This is a genomic window from Nocardia sp. NPDC049220, assembly GCF_040647855.1.
In the GTDB taxonomy this organism is placed as follows: domain Bacteria; phylum Actinomycetota; class Actinomycetes; order Mycobacteriales; family Mycobacteriaceae; genus Nocardia.
Genome location: NZ_JBEZDA010000021.1, coordinates 34445 through 54550, shown reverse-complemented (window position 1 = coordinate 54550; position 20106 = coordinate 34445). Strand labels below are relative to the sequence as shown.

General features: G+C 63.1%; 3 protein-coding genes. 1 reads left to right on the top strand and 2 read right to left on the bottom strand.

Annotated features, from left to right (window positions below):
- The first annotated feature begins 418 nt into the window (after window positions 1–418).
- The gene (locus AB0C34_RS28260; protein WP_357079369.1) at window positions 419–661 is read left to right on the top strand and encodes a hypothetical protein; all 243 of its coding nucleotides are present in this window, start codon (window positions 419–421) and stop codon (window positions 659–661) included.
- A gap of 167 nt (window positions 662–828) precedes the next feature.
- On the opposite strand, the gene AB0C34_RS28255 is transcribed toward AB0C34_RS28260, so the two are convergent.
- Together AB0C34_RS28255 and AB0C34_RS28250 are read right to left on the bottom strand one after the other, a co-directional pair.
- Window positions 829–19092: an alanine racemase gene (locus AB0C34_RS28255; protein WP_357079366.1), complete on the bottom strand. Its 18264-nt coding sequence runs from the start codon at window positions 19090–19092 to the stop codon at window positions 829–831.
- Window positions 19089–20096, bottom strand: a complete 1008-nt coding sequence (locus AB0C34_RS28250) for a zeta toxin family protein (protein ID WP_357079363.1) — start codon at window positions 20094–20096, stop codon at window positions 19089–19091. Before AB0C34_RS28250 ends, AB0C34_RS28255 begins: the two co-directional genes overlap by 4 nt.
- Window positions 20097–20106: the final 10 nt, after the last annotated feature.

Genomic DNA, 20106 nt, shown 5'->3' with positions numbered 1-20106 from the left:
TGTGTACGGGCGACCATGACCTGATCGGGGCTCGGGTGCGGACGTGCCCGGGATCGGCCGCACCCACACAGGTTCGACGCGACGATCGGAAAGCACGACAGGCTAGGCACTATGGACGTGAATCATGTTGACCGCCTTTGTGATTGGCGTGGCCGTCGACTGCACCGGATTCCAGGATAGCCGCGATGCTGCTCGCCGGTGGCTGGTCAGTGTGATTGGTACGGTATGGATTCGCGACGGCACACGGACCCCAGAGCGACGCGAGGGTTCCACTGACGGGAACGATGGCAGCGGTTTCCGGATGCTCTGCCCGCTCGTTGCCGATCGCACTACAGTGCAGCGTCAGGATGGTGACTGCTGTTGTACGCTCACGGAATCGGCTTCCTGATGGGCGATGTCGTGTCGATCTCATTTATTCATGCCCCGGCGCCTGTTACGCGCCAGCGTCGGCCGCGCCGCGGGACTGGCGCTGCCACTGCTGGTCATGGTCCTGTTCGGCCCGCTGCGCCGTCATGCCGAGGCGCGGATGTTACCAGGGGCGGGGTGGACATTGGTTCCGGCGCAGCGGTTTCCGGACCAGCGAACAGGCGCAGGTCGACCTACACAACCGACGACGCGCGGCTCTGGCGTACCGATCACCACGGTAGACGTCGAAAAATAGTCCAGTCCTGGTAAGGCTGTCCACTGTGGACGGCTCCGGAGGCGATCGCTCAGATCGGACTACGATCGCGCACGCTGCCCACGCGCGGTGTATCCACAATCGTGGTCATTCTGCACGGCGGTGAGATGCTGGGGACATCGGGCGGGACCTGCGCGAGTTCTCCGATGTCAGTTACGGGGTTGCAAGGCCGCATCGAGCATCGCGCCGGTCCCTCCGTAGAAAACCACTTGGTTGCCACCCCACTCCGGAGGATCACCAGCCAGGTATTGTCGCGGATTGAGAAGCATCGGCCCCTCGATCACATCGTGGGGTGTGCCACCACCGCCGGTGCGGTAGTGCCTGACAAAATCAGCCAAATCATGGCTCTCATCGCTGAATGACTTCCGGCTGAGGGCATCCAAATCCTGACGGCGAATGCGGTAATGCAGAACTTCTGGATGAGGATGCACACTCGCCCAATCCTCGGCTTGCGCATAGTCGCGAGTGAGGTAGAAGCCCTGGCCGAAGTCACAGCGATATCTGGGGAAGTTGGTATCCACGCCATCGGATCGAATGATCGCAGCCCATTTGCGGTCGGTCCCACTGTAGAGATCGATCCACTCCGATGCGTCTTGTGACTCCGCCACCGCGATATCCCAATCCGCGCCCGGATTTCTGAAGTTGGTCTCGATGAGATGCCGAAAAACTGCGCCGCGTCCGCCCCGGTCGGCTGCGCTCAGTTGCTCGTCGACGGTCAGTCCAGCCGACTTCGCTTCGGTCAGCGCCAGTCGATATCCTTCTCGATACTGCCGTTGGGCAGGTGCGTCCGGGACGCCAGGGTCGACGCGTTGCAGTTCCATCGTGGCGAATATTCGTTCGACAGCGGCAGCGGCATCTTCCTCATGGGCTCTGTACACGAACGCGTCCCTGGCGAATGCGACCGGATCATTCCGCGCCGACCACCCTTCCAAAGCCCACTTGGCATGCACCGTCATCTCGACCAAGCGGGCCGCATGGCCGTCTTCCCAGAGTTCGAGATCGATATGGTTACGCACCGTGTCGTATCGGGACACCGGGTAACTTCCATAGGAGACGCTGATCCCATACTCGTCCAATACCTCTCGAGCTCTACGCCCCGGATCCCCCACCGCCCCAAGCAAGGAACGCGCCAACTCGGCCGGCAGGTAGACCACGACATCGGCGCCGCGGAACCCGCTGCTGTCAGAAGACTCCACCAGATGGGGTATCCGCTGTCCGGTCATCGCATCCGCTGCAGCACGCTGCCACGGACTCGATGACGCCGCACCGCCGGTCGGCAGATTTCCTTCCCCATCCGGCGGTGCGAGCTGCGCGCCCGCGACGGGCGATCGGGTGTCGTTCGGAACAGGTAATAGTGGAATCTTCATATCAGCAAGGGGTTTTCCCCTTTGGTCGTAGACCAAGCACTGCAATATCCGCCGTCCCGTTTGGTCACGGCCGACGCTCGCGGACCACGTTAAATCATCTTGGGGGTGAACGGGCAGCCGAGTGAGTAAAGCGGCGACAGTTCCCGAGAGCGTCGAGACATGGTCGCAGTCGTAGAGCATCTCCGAGATCAGTCGACCCACATCCCGCGCGACCAGGTCCCCGGCTCGCATGCGCACGCGCAGTATTTGTTCGAGTATCGGGTCACCCGGCGGACCCTTCAAAACCATGTACGACGCCCCGCCCGCCTGGCCGGTCAAGCCGACCTCGAGCACATCCATACCGCGATCGGCAAGATTGCGCAGCTTCAGCTGCATTTCGCCGTCCAAGAGACAGACAAGGGCCGAAACCAACCCGCTGGCAACCTGCGCCATTGGCGCCGGCAAACCGCGCCCCAGCACACCGACATGCGTCTCGGCGATGGCTTCGAGTTGCGGATGGTCCATGCCTGGAGGAAGGTTCAGTACTCCATCCTCGAATGCTGGTTCTTTCGAGTCGTATCCGCCCTCGAGCAGGACCGACGTCACCGGATATTGTTCTTCGCGCAGGCGTCGACTCAGGGATTTATTTCCCCATAGCTCAGGACCGACATGCGATTTTCCCACAAGGACGACCATTTTGGCATCGGGCCGTTCGCCCAGTGCACCGGCGACCACAGTCGTCATGTGCTCCTCCCGTTCGAGCAGGGTGCGCCAGTCGATGCTGCGTGGGTTGCTGATGCTGAGATCGATCGGCACAATTTTTATTCCCTGTGCCGCGATGGCGAGGACCATTTTCCGATAGCTTCGGCCGATAGCGCCCAGACCATATCGACCGGGACCGCACGACACCCCCTCGAGGTCGACAGATTCACCGTTGTTCAGCGCATCGAATTTCGGATGAGCGAGCGCTTCGATGCCGAAATGTGTAACACCCTTGGCCTTTAATTCCGCTGCCAGGTCTGCCAGATACGCCCTGGTCCGGCTATTGCTGTGTTCTTCTCCGAGCAGTACCACTCGGGGTTGCCCCGGTCCGCCCAGCAGCGTGTTCCAGTCGACATCTGTCGAATTTCGGGACACCACATCATTCTGTGCACCGAGTCGCTCACCCGATTCAGGCGCGGCGGTGCCGGTGTTCGAACCATCACTCGGCAGGGACGAGGGCACCTGTTCACCAGTGGCATAGAACGTAGCTCCACCCACCTGGAATGCCCGACCGGTGGGGGCTCCGTCAGCGCCACTCGGTCTGTCCACTCCGCTGGTGTCGCCAGGACTGCCGGGTTTCGCATCTTCACCAACGGCAACCTCGCGTTCGACTTGCCGCGTAGTACTCAAAAGTCCGGCCAATTCCGGGTCTGTGACATCCCAGTCCACCCAAGCCGGATAATGGTCGGTCTCGGTATCTACGGTACCGCTGGCGGCGACACCGAATGTCTCAGCCGCTGCCCACAACTGATCCGGCGCGCCAACCGGGCGGCGCGGATGAGGCGGAACAGTTCTAGCGGCGGGATCGAGCGCGGCGACCATACCGAGCTTGTCGAAGACCTGCCCGTATACCAAGACCGGGTTATCTGTATTGGTGTCGCCGGCCCATATGCCTGGGCCTCGCAGCATCGCCGTAACAGTCCGGCCGATCTCTTTGGCAAATATCGCGCCTTCGCCACTCTCGTAGGTATATCGTTTTCCCGCTTCGTCTTTGAAGACGTGCAGCGGCATCGGCGAAACGTTCCCCACCGGGATGCCCGCAACTCTGACGACCTGCGCGAAGCGGGCGTACGGCTGCACCCGCTCGGCTCGGACTTTCAGTTCGAACTGCGGGGGAGGTAGTCGGTGCGATTCGGCATCCTGGATCGGGAGTCGGCTGAGCACCGCGATTCCCAATCGCTTGCTGGTATCCATATGCGACGGACTCATGTCGGTCTCATAGACATACCGGTAGCCGAGCATCGCGGCCAATTGTTGCGCGGTAGAGCCATCCGGGCCGATTTCGGTCTCCTGCAGACAGATAACATCGGCATCAATCCGCCGAAGCTGCTCGACAAAGTAGGGCAGATCGACCTCGCTATAGTCGAATGGCTTATTCGAGTCGTATGACAGTACCCGGCGACCGCCAGCGATGTTCCAGGTCACGACCCGAAGCGGCCGATGCGGGTCGGTCGGGTCAGCAGTGCGCCGCCCACCGACCAGTAGTCCATCTGCCGCCGACCGGGCTGAGCCCGCTTCCGGTAGCTGGCTGCCCGCAGTATGGATAGACCTACCGTCAGTCGATTCGTTTTCCACGGCCGCACCGGAGTCGGGCGCCGACAAAGCATGCTGTTCGTCATGTTCTCGCGACCGGCCGACAAAGAATTCGGGAGCGGGACCGTCCGTGGTGCCGCCCGGAAGCTCGAGAGGATGGCCGTTCCTGTCGAACGCCATTGCCCAAATTCCGCGCAACTCAGCCGGATCCGCTGTGTCCTCGAAGAGTCCGGAGAGCGCCTTGCCCGGGTCCTGCACCTCGATCCACCCGTTCGCACCGTTCTCGTCGGCCCGGTACACCAATCGGTAGACGTGACCGGCCACCCCGTACTCACCGAACTCACGATGGCCATCCACCACCAGCACCGACACTCCATCGCGTTGCCCTTCGAGCAATCCCGCCACCAACGCACGCAATCCCTCCTCGACATGCAGGTGCGCCCGATTCCGGTCGACGGGGAAATATTGCAATCGCCCTCCGGAGTCAACTGCGAAGTCCTTGACCCACATCCCGCCCAGACCGACCACTCGGGTCGTCACCACGCCCGCATTGCCGGTGTCCTGACGATGCAGTTTCAGCACCTGCGGTCCGCACTGATTGAGTTCATGCGCCGACAGGCTCGTCGCCACCGGAACACGCTCGGCCGTACCGTCTTTCGATGCGGGCGGCGCGGCACTCCCCCGGACAAACTCGCTCCCGGACCTCGGCTTGCGCCGCCACCACGCGCGGCGCTCCTGCGGCGATTGCTGCACGGCGACGACCGTGATGTCGTCGGTCTCGCCCGATTCGACCGCGCGGTCGACCACGTCGTTTGCGATCGCGCCCAGGTCGCCGGCGTGCCTACGAACGGCTCTGCCGAACTCCTCGGCGGTCGACATCGTCTTCACCGCACCATCGGTGCCCGCTATCACGACACCGCCGCGAGGCACCTCGAGCTGGCCGTTCTCGGCTCTCACCGGCGCGTCGATGCCATCCGACACCAGAACTGTGGTGACGTATTCCTCCGACGCTACGTGGTCGTTCGGTTCCGCCGGGAACGCCCGGCCGAGGGCGTATTCGATGATGTGTCGGCTCTTTTCCAGCCAGGGGAATTGTTGGATCGCTTGCGACTCGGTTGTGCCGAGTTCCTTCGCGAACCTCCGAATGTAGGAGTGGTCAGCGGTCCACCACATCGCGTGTCTACCGTCCGCGGATGCCCAGCCGACCCGGCTGTCTCCGACCCACCCGACGGTGAACCGGTCCGGTTCCGTCACCACCACCGCGACGGTGCACTGGGGCTTGTCCTCGGAGTCGGCGTATTCGGGCCGTCGTGCCAGGCTTTGTACCTTCTGATGGACGTGATGTAGCGCGTCGCGCAGCACCGCCTCCCGGCTCAGCGCGCGCTTGAACAGCGTTTGTGGCCAATTTTCTTTCAGGTAGGCACCGAGTTCGACCGCTGCTTCTCGTGCGGCGCGGTGGCCATCCGGTGCTCCGCCGACCCCGTCGAACACCGCGGCGACCACGACTGGTTTCCCCTCGCGGGTGAACTCCACAACCGTCATCGCGTCGTCGTTGCGATCGTGGTTCGTGCCCTTTTTGCTGACCCCGGCGGCCGACCGAGTGTCCCCGGCGAGACGCCCGGCCCGTTCGGGCTCGTCGAGTTCCTCGACCTGTGTGGATTGCCCGTCAACCAGCCCATGGTGCGGGCCGAACCCTGCGACCGCCGAGCGTGCACCGACCGCGAGATCCAGATCTCTGCCGATTGCGAAGTCGTCGGACGAACCGCGCCATCGCACAACACCATCCGAATCGGAAGCACCTCCGGCGACCGGATAACCCTTGTTGTCCAAGTACAACGCCAGGACGCCACGACCGTTCGAAACACTCTGCGCAGGAACGAAATCCGGCAGTACCTGTCCCTTCCCCGGATCTCGCAACTCGAAGCGCACAGTCCCGTTCGGCCCTACGCGACGAATCAGCCACCAGGCATGCCCCAGATTCCCCCGCCGACCCGACACCGCCGGCTCCAACACCACCACCGCCACGCCGTTGCCCCGACCGGGCTGCTCGACATCCAACGCTCGACCCAAGGCAGCCAACCGCCCTACCGCTTCCACCGTCCCCGTCAGATGCTGCGTTTGTCCCCCCAGTGCCCGCTCCAGTTCACTGATCAAAACCCCACTCAGACCGGCTGTGCCCAATCGGCGAATATCATCGCGACCGAAGACGTCGGCCACATCGTCAACCACCATCGGCCCGCACTGGTTGTACTTATGGCCTCGACCGTCCGCCGGCCGCTGGTAGGCCACTGTCCCATCACCGGATACCCTCTCGTCGCCCTCCACCTCCCCGAGAGCATTCCGGCCGGCAAGAACACCGCCCGTCGCGACAGCACCCGTAGCCGACCGGCCCGTGGCATCCGCCGACGCGCGCGAACGCGTCGGCGCAGGCTCGCTACGATGCCCCTCGTCGGTTGGTATCGACGAGGGCGGATCCGACACCCCCGACTCATCGTGGAAAGCGGTGACCGCGACCCGCCAGCCGAGCATGGGCGCCTCGCTGAAACCGGCCTCCATCGCCCAATCGCGCAGCGTGGGCTCACCACGGTCGCCGGGCCCGAGCAGGACCACCTCGGTGTTTTCGCGGATGCCAGAATCCGGGCCGAGGTCGACGAGGATGAAGTCGCGCCCTTGTCCGACGACTTCATAGCGATCACCCTCGATCCATACCTGGTATGTTCCTGGCCGGGGCAATTGAAGATCGCCGTACCCGATCGTAATTCGTGCGATCGTGGTGTCCCGCGATGCGATCCAGGCATGTCGGGAGCCGACGCCGGCCCCTTCGGATACAGCCATCACATGAGCGACTCGGCTGTGGACCCGTAGCACCTGTCGCAAATCAGGATCCGGCCCGAGATCCGAGGGCATGCCATACAGCGCGATGCCAGTGCGAACCATCGTGAAGAGCCGGTCCGCCGGGACGTCGAGGGCGGCACTCGCCCACAGATGCTGCAATTCCGGCGTCAAACCGGACGCGACAAGAAGTTCGACCGCCGCGCTGAACCGGCGATATTGCGTCTCCCATCGCTCCTCCACATGGTCTACATGCGACATCACACCCTCGAACTCGATCCAGCCGTGATCGATCAAGTGCCGCAGCTCTCGGATGAAATCGGCCAACCGATCCGGGGAGACGCCTTCGCGGTTCAGGCCGGTGTTCACCGCCAGATGCACCTTCGCCGGCCTGCCGACCGCCTTCGCCGCGGCCGCTACCGCGCGGAGCACTGTCAGCGACGACACCGCGACCGACACATCCGCACCGATAGCGGCGACGAAGTCGGAGTAAGGATGGGTTTGCCAGGCCAGCAGTCTGGTCGTGACGCCCGAGGCACGCAACTTGAGCGTTTCGTCGATCAGCGCGGCTCCGATGAAGTCCACCCCCGCCCGCGCACCAGCCAGCGCGATGACCTCGGAACCATTGCCGTACGCATCCGCCTTCAGCACCAACATGATCCGAGGCTCCACGAGAGGCAGATCCGTCTGGCGTACCTTGTCGCTGATTCGCTGCCTGGTGACCGCCAGGTTGTTCGCCAAAGCGTCGGTATCGGCTGACGCCCATGCCGAGGCCAGACGCGGGTCGAAGGTGCTCCGGTCGAAGATCTCCGGAGCCACCAGAGCGATCCCGTCGTGGCTGGCCACCCTGGTCCGACCGGGCGGCGTATTCAGCAACTGTTCGACCGGAACTCCCAGTGCACCGGACCATTGATCGAGTGTGAGTTCGCCGTCGGCTCCTGGCCCCGCCAGTACGGCGACGTCACCGAAGTCGACTTCGGCTCCCGGTGGGATCTCGACGGGAAATGCGTCCATACTCACGGGGCCGGCCACGCGTAGACGAACCCCATTCACCGATACGTAGAGATCTTTGGCCGACCGACCCCATTCGTACGGCATGCGGTCGGCGTATCCGCCTCCGATCCACGCGATCCGCCGAGGACGGTCAACCGGCACACCGTCATAGCCGACGCCTTCCCCGGCCGGTACGTCCTGGATATGGATGGCGCGTGACCACCACGTCACCGCGTGCTGCAACACGAGGCCGGGAAACTCCACGGGCAGGTGCCCGTATAACGGCGCACCGAACCGGGCCGCGCTGGCCGAACCCAGTTCCGGTCGTAGGGCCAGTGCGGCTCCCGCGATGTGGAAGATTCCGTGACCCTCGAGGTCGTCGTACCCGCGTGTCGTCTGCTGTACCTCGTAGAAGCGACGGGCCTGGATGTCATTCATCGGGTGCCAGGGATCGTCGTCGTGGGCGAGTTCGGTGAAGACCGAGCACAGTTCGACTGTTCCCGCCGCGACGTGTCCGCTGACGGCACTCACCATCGTCGTGTACTGCGACAACGGCACCCCACCGGTGTGTTTACCGGTGTCCACTTCTACTGCCACCTTCGCGGTGGCATCGAGCAGTTGGGCGGTCGCCGCCACCTGCTGAAGTTGCTCGATCGAGGAAACGCCGATGGTCAGATCCCCCTCGATCGCAGCCCTCGCGATATGTTCGTCGATCGCAAGCCCGGTTACCGTGATCGGCAACGTTTCCCCCGCGCTACGCAGTTGCAGTGCGACCTGGAGCGATGCGTGCAGTTCATGCACTCCGCCTTCGCGCATGGCACGTGCCGATTCCACCGGCGCGACGTCCCATACCTCCCCGATGACCCGCTCGCGCCGTTGAGCCAACACCACCGCATTGGCCCGAACAGCCGCGCCTTGCAAACTCAAAACCGACTGTGGCCGCGTGCCATACACGGCGTCGACCGCGACTCGGTTGTGCTGGGTTCGCAGTATCCACTCGGTCGATCGCCTCGCCAGATCCTCGTCGCGTTCTGCCAGTACCCGCATGCGGTGATCCGAGCCGGGATCAGCAGGCCGGATGCGAAGTTCGGCAGCCAACGCCGCCAGCTTCCTGCCCAAGACCTGCACCCTCTCGGACTCCCCGAGAGATGCTGCCGCGTCGAGCTTTTCGACAACGACGCGCAGCTGACCGTATTCGTAGATCCAGGGAACCCGTGGTTCGTTGTACTGGTCGATGAACTGGTCCAACGCACCCTTGACAGCGCGCGACACATCCTCCGGATGCGTTCTGGGCGAGACCGAGACGCGGTAGCGCTTGCCGAAGTCATGACCCCAGCACGCGACCAGGTTGGAACGGACTTTGTGCGCTTCGACATAGAAATATAGGGTCGAGCCCTCGCGGTCCGTGAATTCGAAGTGGTCGTGTACCCAACGCATATGGCTGGTGGCGATCAGCGAAAGGTCCGTTTCGATGAGATGAAGCAGCTCGTCGTGAGCCAAATCGGGCAGGGCGGCGGGGCGGGCTCGGCCGTGGAAGTCGCCGACGTTGCGCACCTCGATGTCATAGGGGTAATCCGTTTCATCGAGGATCGACGGGGTCACCTCGGTATGTTCGAACCCGAACTTCGACTGCCAGTACGCGACACGTTCCGCCAGCAACGCGTCATGTCTGGCCAGCAAGGTCGGCCAGGTGAACGACTGCGACCCCGAGAACTTCCGGCCCAACTCCGAAACCACATGCGCCAAGTCCATACGAAGGTTTGCTACCGACTCTGTGCCGGAACCTGCCATCGCTCGGTCGAGTTTTCCTACCAAGACGCCCAATTGCGCAAACCGGCCGGCGATCGTATAAGTCATGCGCGCCCCGGGCCCGCCGATCGAGTTGACCGGTCCGATAGCGCGCTGCCGCCAGTGCCGGATCTGACCCAACGCATCCGCAACGGCGAGCGAGGCATGCCCTATCAGCGTGCTTGGCGAGACGAACACATGGTAGACATCGTTGACGAAGTCGCTTTGATGAATCTTGGCGGCCACTCCCGAAATCGGTTCCGGACTGGTCCAGACCACCAGCTCGACGCGATGGTTGTCGCCATCGAGGAACGTGAACCTGGCGGTGGTGGCATCCCAGAACCCGTAGCCACGAGTGATCAAGCCGCTGTCGGCGTCGACCTGACGCAGCAGTTCGGCGTGGGTGAGCGCCGAATCCGAGCCGGGCGAATCGCGACGGAATTGGTCCAGTAGGGCAACCTCGAGTCGTTCGGGGGAATAACGGTAGAAGTCCTTGGTTTCACGCCACAGCCGTTCGAGCCGCGCGATCTTCGACTTCGCGAGTTGGGACCAGAACCGACCGTCTCGTTCGGGTGTCAACGAGGGCATGAGTTCGCGAAGCCGATCAGCTGGGCGAGACCTGGGATCCCAGGCGTTCAGTAACTTCATACGCGTAGCGGCGTGGGGTTCATTCGGATGCAGACCGAGATCAGTGATCAACCCTTCGAGGGCACGCTGCGACTCGGGCAGGTGATCGGCACCACCCCGGCCGATTCTTCCGACCACATATCGCAATTCCGCGAATTTACGGATCATATCCACGGATATCGACATGGGGTATTCCAGGCTCCCCCTGGTCGGCACGGCGTGCTGCTGGCCATTCACACGGATGGCCTCCACGTGCCCCGCGATGCTGCGACCAATGTGAATATCCGCCGCCTCCGCCCGCAACGCGGACGTGGCGACGTACAGGATGTGACGGCCACCGGAAATGTCGATCTCCGGTTGGACGGCAGCGGCGGCGGGATCCGGGTCCAAGCGCAGCCCGATCGTGCCGACCCTGCCGTCGAAAAGGCGATAGGTGAATGCCTTTTCCCGGGGATCCCAGGACGCATGGTGGCTGATCAGTTCCTGGTCGGACTCGACGAGGCGACCGAGTCGATCGAGTTCTGGGGAAGGATCAGTGTCGATCTCATCTCTTCGCGTCGGCGCGGCCACATGCATGGCCTGATGCACCTTTGGCTGGGTTTCACCAGCTTGCTCGGGTTCGTCGCGATCCGCCGAGTCAGATCGGCCGAATACCGTACGCAGCACGCTACTGGCCAGCGCTGCCAGTCGCTCGACATCATCAGACGCGATCCCCAGCCGTGCTGCTGTCTGCTCGACGGTGAACTCATCGATCAAGTGGAGCACCACCACACGCGCGGCCAGGTCCGGGTCTGGCAGGTCCGCGTGGCGGACTGCCCTGATCCAGTCTCCGATCGCCTGGTAACCGGTCGGGTGTGGGACCGTTTCGCCGAAATCGTACGCGAGCCGGAGGTCGAAATGCACCACAGCTGACCACAGAACATCGTCGGGAATGCCGAGAGCCACGCCGAAAGCTCGCAGATAATCCGCAGTAACGCGACCAGACGCCTCCGCGGCGGATACGGTGTCACGATCTCGGAATATGAGGTCGGCGAGTTCCAGTTGGCTCAACCCGCGGTCCAATCGGAATGCCTCGAACCAAGAACCCAACGACTCGCTGAACTCGACCGCAAGCCGGGGTTCGAACCGCACCACGGCAGCCTGCAGCAGACCACGGGAAATGCCGAGGGGAGTGCCGACGGCCCGTAGATAGGCAGCGGTGACTTCACCATCCTCCGCGCGTCGCACGGTAGACCGGTTTCGGCCTATGGCGTTGGCGAGTTGTTGCTGAGTCAGTCCGCGGGACTGCCGGGCCGCATGCAGCCAAGCGCCGATCGATTGATATTCGGGGGCCGTCGGGTTGGGCGCCGATTCGCTGAGACGGGACGCGAGACGGGGATCGAAACGCTCAACTGCCGACAACACCACACCGTCGGGAACACCTAACACAACACCGATAGCATGCAGATAACCAACGGGAACACGACCGCCCGCCTCCGCGCGGGACACGGTCGCCGGGCTCAGCCCTATCCGGGCAGCAAGTTCCGTTTGAGTCAAATTGCGGTGCAACCGGAACGCTTTGAGCCAGGCTCCCAACGAATCACTGAAATGAGCTGCAAGACTGGGCTCGAAACGCATTACGGCCGACAAGACAACACCATCGGGAACATCCATCACAGCACCGAAGGCACGCAGGTAGTCAGCAGAAACATGACCACCCGCCTCTACATCGAAAACCTCGTCGTAGGTCAGGCCCATGCGAGTGGCGAGGTCCCCGCGATGCAGTCTGTAAGCTGCTCGGTAAGCTCTGAGCCAGGCGCCAATAGACTCATATCTGGATTCGGTTGGGTTGGGTGCCCCTGCGATGTAAGCGCGCAATAATCTAGGCTCGAACCTACCGACGGCCGATTTCATAATCTCGTCGGGAACTTTGAGGGCGGCACCGAAAGCCCACAGGTAGCCGACAGTGACTCGACCACTCGACTCCGCATCGGACACGGCGGCCTGGCTTCTTTTCATCAACTCGGCAAGTTTCTGCTGACTCGGTCCGTAGTGCGATCTCAGATGCTCGAGCCAGACGCCCATCGATTCGCTGAAATCGACCAAGAACTCCGGCTTGAAACGCACGACGGCCGACAACAATACATCATCTGAAATTGCAAGAGCTACACCGAATTCACGTAGATAAGCAGTAGTTATGCCGTCAGATTTCTCCGCCATCATTACTTCCGCATGGCTTCTTCCGATGAGTTCGGCAACGTCATGTATACCCAACCCACGGTGCGATCGGAATGCCTCGAGCCAAGCTCCCAGCGATCCACTTAAATCGGCTGCGAGCTCAGATTTGAAACCCGCCACAGCTGGAATCAAAATTTCATCGGAAATTTCAAGAGTCACGCCGAATGCACGCAGATAATCAGCGGTGACACGAACAGATTTCTCCGCCTCGTACACAGTGCGTCCGTTCCATGCCATGCGTCCAGCGAGGTCGTTCAGGCTCAGTCCACGATCTAGCCGGAATGCTTCGAGCCAAGCGCCGAGCGATATGCTGAGATGAACCAAGAGCTCAGGATTGAAGCGCGCCACAGCCGACAGCAAAACATCATCGGAAATTCCGAGAGCCACACCGAACGCACGCAGATAATCAGCGGTGACACGAACAGGCGCCTCGGCGTCGTATACGCGGCTACGTCCCATTAGTCCTGCGATGTCTTCCTCGCCCATTCTGTAATGCAATTTAATGGCCTCGATCCAGCTGCCCAGCGATTCGCTGAAATCGACCAAGAGCGCGGGCTCGAAACGCACCACAGCCAACCACAGAACATCACCGGGAATACCGAGAGCCACACCAAAAGCCCGCAAGTAGTCAGCGGTGACACGACCGGACGTTTCCGCCTTCAATACCCCGGTATGGCTACGCTCCATGCGTTCGGCGAGATCCCGCGCGCTCAACCCACCGTGCCGGCGCATGGCCGCGAGCCAGGCGCCGATCGACTCGTATCCGGGATCGTTCGGGTCGGGAATCGGTCCACTGGACTCGACGCCGGCGACAGCGGGCATCCAGTCCTTGTGGGAGATGGCATCTGGCGGGCGTTCGGTCGGCAAAGACTTCCAGTAATCCTCGACCACAGTGCGCGGCTTCGCACCGTCGACCTGCACATCGACGATCTGCGTGACAATCGGATCCGACGGTCTGCCATCGACCTCCAACCGAACCGCACGAACAGCTTGAACCGACCCGGCACGAGACGGATCGAACCGAAACGGCCGCTCATAACCAGCCGGATCGACAACGAGCAGCGTGCCTTTCCAATTGACCACCAAGTAGGTATGCGCCGAATCGGCACCCAACTTGTCCATCACCACCACGGCACGACCGTGATATTTCCTACCCTGCGCTACAGTCACCGACCCGGATTCGCCGTCACGCAAACCCAACAAAAAATGCTGCACCCACCGATGACCCACCTCCCCACCAAGCCGATCCTCCCCATGCCCACCGAGCACAGTCGACCACGCGATCGGATCGACTTCCTGCTCACCCGGCATAACCCGAGGGATCCCCCTGTCCCACTCATTGCCCAACACCGACTGAAAATCGCGCAACCGCAACGCCGCCACCACCGCACACGCCGCACCATCCAGCTTCGATGGCATTACCCGCCGCGCCGGCGCAGTCACCCCCTCCACAACCGCGGCATCCAACAGCCGCACCAATTCCGAACTGCCAGCCTGATCGAACACCGCGGCCGCTTCACGCAACTCGGCAACAGTCGCAACATCACCAGCCCGCTCGGCCTGCCACAACGCCACCTCCACCCCCTGCCGACGCAACAACCCAGGCAAATCGAACCCTCGCCGACGCATGCCGTCGAACGCTGTGACCTGAGTGCGCGTCGACGACCACGGCGTCGCGGCCGCGGCAGCGGAATCACCCGTCGGACGCCACGCCCGCCACGGCGTCGTAGACGCGTACTTTCCTCGGGTCGGTCGACGTGACCCTGGTGACGGGCGTCGCTGGTGGTGCTCGGGCGCGTGCGACCACGGCGTCGTACCTACAGTGGTGTCGACCTCGTTGCCGCCGGATGCGACGGTTGTCGCGCCGGATTCGGCTTCCAGGTAGTCGGTGGTCGTGGTGTGTCGCGGCAGGTGTTCCATCGCTGGCGGTGACGCCATGCCGCCGGGTCGCGGGGAATCCGAAGGGGCGCGCGGCGCTGTTTCCGTTGCGGCTGTGGTGGAAGCAGCGAGGCCTGGATCGGTTGGCTCCACGTCGATGCTGCCGGGCCCGCCCGCCGAGTCCGGATAGTGCGGCATACGGTGCCATAGTGCGCCAGGCTGTAGAGCCGCGAGGTCACGCATCGCGATCTCGCGCTGCGCCTGTTGCAGCAGCTCTGTCGTGGGTGGCGGCTGGCGCAGCAAAGCGGCGACGTCGGCATCGACAGCACTGGTGTCAGGGCTGCCGGGGGTCTGGCGAGCGTGGTCGATGGACGCAGGATCGGACGTGGCATCGGTCGCGAACTGCGCGGACAGCTGTAGCGGCTCGAAGCTGCCACTGTGGCCCGTGACGCGCTCGCCGGCCTGGTCTCGATCGTGGTGGCCCGCGGGCGTGGACTCGGACGTGGCCGTTGCCTGAGGCTTGGTTTGCTCTGAGACGAAAGCTGTTGGCTCGATGGAGCCGGAGGAGCTGAGTCCATCGACCAAGGCAGCGATATTGGTGGGCACGAATAGGGACTTCAACCGGTGCAGTGATTGTTGCTGGAGCGCTGGCACCATGTCGAGGACCTCGTTGGCGGCATGGTCGAGAGCGGCTTGGTGCTGGTCGCTGGGGTCAATTCGGTATGCGGTCGCGGCGTCGCGGTACTGGGTGATGACCAGCTGTGCGTGCGGGTGTCCGGACCGGTCGAACAGGGCGTCGTCGACCGCGATGTACTCGTATACGCGGCCACGTTGGCCGTTACGAGCGACACGGTTGCGCGCCTGCATGTCGACGTCTTGGGATATGGCCGAACTGCCGAAGAGGTGCGCGACAATACCGCCTGCCTGGGAGATTTCGTCGTGAACCTTGTAGTCATTGCCGCGACCACCCTGCATATTGATGAGGGTGATCTTTCCCAACGTGCCAGCGTCCTCCACAATCCCGTGCAGCCGTTCCTCCCAGTCGGCACCCTGATCGAGAATCCATTTCGCGTCTACGACCTCGATCGACTCGTCAGGGACGCGAGTGCGGAGTTCCGCGGCGATACCGGCGACATCGCTGTTGCGATGCGTCAACACCAACTGCGGCAGACCTTCCTTGCGTGACACATCCAGGATGTTGTCGATCAGAGCGGTCCGCTTCTCATGCTGACTTTCCGTGACGATCGTGCCGCCGTGCTCCAGTCGATGTTGCTTGGTGCGCGGGATCGCGACAGCGTCACCGGTGCCGTAAACCGTCGAGATCGCCTCGGCGGTATTCATGACGGTGCCGGAGGTACCAGTGAGCGATTCGACGTGTCGCCGCAGTACCTCGCCGAGAGTCGTACTCTTCGATGTTTCCGAATTGCCGTGGATGACGACAGTGTGCTCGCGTCCGGCAGCGTCATATCTCTTCGCCATCGCCGCTTCGATCGCGGGTGCGATATCGTGCCATCGGCTTTCGGTCGCTGTGCGCGGATCGCGCATCACCTTGTGCGAAACCTGATCGATGATGACCGGGCGACCCTCGTGCATCACGAAGTGATCACCCTCGACGAAGTCACCCAACGCAACCGCCGCAGCGGCATTGATCCGCTTCACGTCGTCGTCGCTCAACTCGCCTTCCCACAATCGGCGTACGTTCGCCAATGCCTCATCGGTCAATCGGGCTGGTAAACGCGGCAACGCCGGGTGGCGACCGAAGTCGTGGTCGGTCAATGTGGTCGCCGCCAAAGCGTCGTCGACGAAATCACGGGCAGCGACGATCGCGCGCGCTGTCTGCGTGCTGGCCGGGCGTACCGCGCCGTCACTGATCACATAAGTCGGACTCATATAGAACAACGCCGCGTCGATCTCATCGACCGTCGCCATCACGAACGCGATGCCATCCAAATGACCACGCAGTTCAGCGAAACCGAGCGCGTCCTGCGTAGCGATATAGACGGTCGGCTCCCCAGACTGCGGCGGCGGCACCGGACGGTCCGGATCTATTCGCACGAACCTCACACCGGAATCACCGAATATCGCGTTGTACTCGACGAAGGCCTCGTAAGCCAGCGGATCAGAACTGGTGACCAACAGCGTCGGACCGCGATGCACCGCCGTCCACACGTTGTGCACCGCCGCGGTCAACGTCTTACCGCTGCCCGGGGCCATCTCGGGTATCAACCCCTCTCGCATAGCGAGCACACCCATCAACTGCTCGCGATACAACAACTTGCCCGAATGACGTCGAACGGTCTCGATCGCCGCTAGCAACGAATCATGCTCGTCGCCGTGCAGCAAACCGAACTTCAACACCTCGTCAGGCACGTCATCAAGCCGCATCATCTCCGGCACGAACTCACTGGAACGGGCGTGATACTCGACCAGAATCTCCTGAGCAGCGTCATACAACCCGCGCTGAATACTGGTGAACTCCTCACCATTCAACTCCCCGACACCGATCATGCGGCCCGCGACACCATCACCACCACCGACCTGCCGATCCCCGTCAGCAGTGGAACCCACCGCGGCCATCTCCTGCGACTCGGACCCCTCACCATCCGACAACCCAACCGACCCGGGCATCGTGTCAGCACTCACCACGCGATCGTCGCGCGAACCCGACACCGTTGGCGAGCGCGGCCGGACGTCCGGGACCTGGTCCCCCGCGGTCGCGCCGGAGACTGCCGCGCCGCCAACTGTCGCGGGGTGGGCTGCGGGCGAGTTCGCTTCGGAAGGCGTCGCCGAAGCGCGCCGATCGGTCATCGAGTCCGCGGTCAGACGGACGACCTCGGGAGCGATGACCTTGGAAACACCGACCTCGGCCGCGGGCCGACCAGGGCGAACGCCACCCTCCTGCCCGACGCGATCACCGATGACCTCCGCCGGGCCGGACGGCGCGAGCTTCGCCCCGTTGGCAGTCTGGCTGCCATCAGGTCGGGCGGTCCCGACTGGTCCGTTGGTTCGGGGGGTGACTTCGGTGGGCTGTGACGCGACGGCAGCGGTAGCGTCCGCGATGAGTTCGGGCCGCCGCGGCTCGACCTGCACACCGCCCTCGGTGTCACCGATGCGCGGGATGCCCCCGTCAGGATGCGGTGCAGGCAAGTCCGGGACACCAGCAGGCGCATCAATCCCGGAACTCGTTGCGGTGGTGCGACTTTGCGACGGTCCAGCCGAGTCCGTCGGCACAACATCAGTACCGGGGCGGGTTGCGGGCGCGACCTCCGCGACGGCGGGCACCACGGTGGCGGGTTTCTGAGCATGCGCGGCCTCGTCCGAAACTTCGCCGGGCCCGCTCACTACAGCTCCGGCCGTCACCTCGGGCACCGTCGCCGCCCGAAGCTGACGCGTGGCAGCGCGCTGGGCGACGACAGCGTCCTCCCATACCCGTTTGCTCGCCGACGAGGCCGCGATGAGATCGGCACGATATGAATCCGCAGCCGCTACCTTGTCGAGATCGCCGAGTTCATCTGGTTCGGAAATCGAGTGGTCGGGGCGAAAGGCATGTACCGCACCGCCGATCATCGAGCCCGACATGCCACCTGCCGCGGCGCTGACCAGGTAGTTCAACGAAAACTCCTGCTGCGACACAACGGTCGCCGCGACGAGACCCGCCACACCGCCTGCTGCTCCAGCCGCACCGATCACCGCTAATACTTCGCCGCCGCGAGCGGTCTTTTGTAGCCACTTCTTCGGAAGCTGCGCCACATAGCGCTGATCAATGCGGTTCAGCACCGGCATTAGGCGTTCCGCCGCCTTCTGTCCAGCGACTCCACCGACTCCACCGGCGATGATGCTCGTTGCCAGAGATTTGCGATCGATTTCTTGCCGGTCCCCGTTGTCGATCTGGTACAACTGTGCCACCAAGTTCGGCAGAGCGCCCTGCGCCGCACCACCCAGCACTACCAAATGCAGGCCGCGACCACCCAACTTGGCGATCAGCCACTCGATCGCCTCCCGCACCGCAACCCGTGCCGCGGCGAAGGCTCTCAAGTCCGCCGCCGCCGCACCCGGCGGGAACAGCACCGCTATTCCCACCTGCGCCACGAGTTGGCTGAGCGCGGTGATAATGACGACCTTGGTTAACTCGGCGTCATCCGTTGCTTTCTCGACGTGCGACGCCAGCTTGCCCAATCCTGCGGTCAGCCCACCCCACGCCAGCAGGATCCCTCGGCCGGACTGTACTGCGCCAGTGATCGCCTCGCTCTCGCCGGACAACCTCAGCTGGGCCAACAGATTGTCGAAATTCGACGACGCGCGTTCGGACGCCCGCATCGCCTGCAGCAGGTGCGCTTGTAACGCACGCATGAGATCTTCGTCCAGGAGCGGGAACTTCTCGCCCGCCGCGGCGGCCACTGCCCATTGCGGAATATCCGGCGGAATCTCGATGGTCATAGTCCGCGACCCGACTCCACCGGCAAGACGACCGCCTCGCCGTCAACGCCAACTACCACAACCCGGTAGCCGGAGTGGGCGAACAAAGCCGCTGCTTCGGCGGCCTGGTGTGGCTCCTCCGCGGCGGTCTGGACGACGACATCTAGGCTTCGCTCCACCGCATACCTGATCGCCATCACCGTCCACAGCAGAGTGTCGTGGAGCACCCCGGCATTCACTGACACGGCGGCATGCGGGTGATAAGCCGCGAACAAATCGGGATCGACTGCCGCGCAGTCGCGCTCGACGGCGAGGCGCAAGGCGGAACGTTGACGCGCCGAGGATCGGCATAGCAACAGTGCACTCGGCTCGTCACGAGGGTCGTTCTCGGCAAAAATCTCCGGAACGATATCGTGGTCGAAAATTGCGATGAGAGCATCTGATTCGAGCGTTTCGGGCGGATGGTGTTCCGATACTAGGCTGGTGATCGGTACCGCGCCGACAATCGGGTCGAGATCGTCCGAATCGAAATGATCGGCATCGAGCGTGGCCATCCGCGCCAGCAAGGTCCGTCGTCGGTCGCGGTGCTGATCGGCCGATTCGATATCCGGCGGATCCTCCCCAGCCGCCTGCCATGCCACCAGCGAACAGTGCGCCATCCCAGTCAGCACCCGTCGTAGCGCCTCGTGATATGACGGAAGCGAGTCGGGCAGCGAGGCCATTTCCGCCAGGAAGGTACCCCGCGCCTTGGTGATCAGACTCTGATCAGTACGGACACGGTGAAAAGCGATATCAATCAGGGCCTGTTCGGTGTCCGGCCCGAATCCGCTGTCGAGCGGGAGGTCACAACTGCCGAGTGCCGACTCCAGCGCATCGGCGAATACGTTGCGCAACGTCCTGCGCGAAAGTCCCCCGGACATCACCGTGCTCAACTTCCCTATATCGCTACCTGGCGGATGCACTCGCGCCGGCCTGCCGTCCAGACAACTGACGACGGGGATGCCCACTCCGGACGGACGCCTCACCGCTGTCGAA

What these genes read in the sequence shown, in the direction of transcription:
- AB0C34_RS28260 (WP_357079369.1), top strand. Translation starts at nt 419, where the DNA reads ATGCCCCGGCGCCTGTTACGCGCCAGCGTCGGCCGCGCCGCGGGACTG.
- AB0C34_RS28255 (WP_357079366.1), bottom strand. Translation starts at nt 19,092, where the DNA reads ATGACCATCGAGATTCCGCCGGATATTCCGCAATGGGCAGTGGCCGCC.